Here is a 1,741-nt window from a genome sequence, read left to right as displayed (position 1 = left end):
GCCCAGCTCCAGCGACACCTGGCGCACGCCCTTGGCGGCGGCGCGCATGATGGTCTCGCCGGTGCCGGTCTCGCCGGTGAAGGTGATGGCGTCGACGTCCGGGTGGGCGGTGAGGAAGGCGCCGGCCGAGTTGCCGCCGAAGCCGTGCACCACGTTGTATACGCCGGCCGGCACGCCGGCGGCGTTCATCACTTCACCGAGCAGGGCGGTGGTGGTGGGGGTTTCCTCGGACGGCTTGACCACCACGGTGTTGCCGCAGGCCAGCGCCGGGCCGACCTTCCAGGTCATCAGCAGCAGCGGCAGGTTCCACGGGCTGATCACGCCGATCACGCCCTTGGGCCGGCGCACGCCGTAGTTGAGCGCGCCGGTGCCGTCCGGGGTGGCCATCTCGAAGGCCTCGGTGGGCACGTTCTTGACCAGGTCGGCGAACACCGAGAAGTTGGCCGCGCCGCGCGGGATGTCGATGTGGCTGGCCAGCGATTTGGGCTTGCCGGTATCCAGGCACTCGGCCTCGAGGAACTCGTCGAAGCGCGCGTTGATGCCGGCGGCGACGCGATGGAGGATCTCGGTGCGCTCGGCCACGCTCATCTTGCCCCACGGGCCCTTCAGCGCGGCGCGCGCGGCCTTGACCGCGGCGTCGACCTCGGCCTCGCCGGCCTCGTGGATCCTGGCGATCACCTGGCCGTTGGCCGGGTTGACGTTGTCGAACAGCTTGCCGCTGGCGGAAGCGACGTATTCGCCGTTGATGAAGTGCTTGATCTCTTTCATGGATGCAATCTCGGGTAACTCGAAAACAGGAGGCAATCAGGTCAGGACGGTGAGGAAGCGCTCGTTGAGCTCGCGGTCGTGGTAGAAGATCGCCTTGCCCAGCTGGTCGGCGGTCCAGGTCACCGGCGGATGGTCCGGGTAGTGGTAGTCGCCGCCGCAGAACACCTCGTTGCGGTTGCCGGACGGATCGAAGAAGTAGATGGTCTTGCCGTGGGTCAGGCCGTGGCGGGTCGGGCCGATGTCGATCGAGGTATTGGTCATGCTGATCAGGTCGGCGGCGCGCAGCACGTCGTCCCAGGTCTCGAGGAAGAACGAGGCGTGGTGGAACTTGCCCTGCTCCGGATGCAGGATGAACGCCACGTCGTGGGCCTTCATGCCGACGGTGAGGAACTGGGCGATGCGCTTGCCCTCGGGGTCGAGCACCTGCTCGGCGAGGTCGAAGCCGAGCACCTCGCGGAACAGGCGCAGGGTCTCGTCGAGGTGGCCGCCGTAGAGCAGGGCGTGGTCGAAGCGGGTCGCCTTCATGCCCTTGAGGCCGCGCGGCCAGGCTTCCGGGTTGACCTCGGAGAGGCCCCACTTGCCGGTCTGCTCCTTCTCGGCGAACAGCTCGAAGCGGTGGCCGGACGGGGCGCTGAAGCGGATGCGGCGGCCGCAGCCCTTGAGTTCGCCGGCGGGGATGCTTTCCACCATGCAGCCGAATGCCACCAGCTCCTCGGTCAGGCGGCCGAGGGTGGCGTCATCGAGGACCTTGAAGGCCATGAAGTCCATGCCGGCCTCGTCGGCCTCGCGCAGCACCACGGAGAACTTGTCGACCTCGGTCCACGCCTTGAGGTAGACGCGGCCGCGCTCGTCGCGGTCGACCTCAATCAGGCCGAGCAGCTCGACGTAGTGCTCGAGGGCCTTGGCCATGTCCAGGACGCGCAGCTGGATGTGCCCTGGGCGCATTACACCTTTCTTCATCTCGACACCTCTT

2 protein-coding genes are annotated in these 1,741 nt (G+C 67.5%); both read right to left on the bottom strand.

What is annotated here, in order from left to right:
* On the bottom strand, nucleotides 1–768 hold a 768-nt coding region (locus tag BM297_RS21270), incomplete at its 3' end, for an aldehyde dehydrogenase family protein (protein WP_139231112.1).
* Between the two features lie 36 nt (nucleotides 769–804).
* Nucleotides 805–1,728 carry a catechol 2,3-dioxygenase gene (locus BM297_RS21265; protein ID WP_092435824.1) on the bottom strand — a complete coding sequence of 308 codons (924 nt, stop codon included), beginning with the start codon at nucleotides 1,726–1,728 and terminating at the stop codon, nucleotides 805–807.
* Between the last annotated feature and the right edge of the window lie 13 nt (nucleotides 1,729–1,741).

It is taken from the genome of Geopseudomonas sagittaria (assembly GCF_900115715.1).
Taxonomy (GTDB): Bacteria; Pseudomonadota; Gammaproteobacteria; order Pseudomonadales; family Pseudomonadaceae; genus Geopseudomonas; species Geopseudomonas sagittaria.
This window is presented reverse-complemented; position numbering and strand designations above follow the sequence as displayed.

Coding starts and splice junctions, on each gene's coding strand:
- BM297_RS21265 (WP_092435824.1), bottom strand. CDS start 1,728: ATGAAGAAAGGTGTAATGCGCCCAGGGCACATCCAGCTGCGCGTCCTG.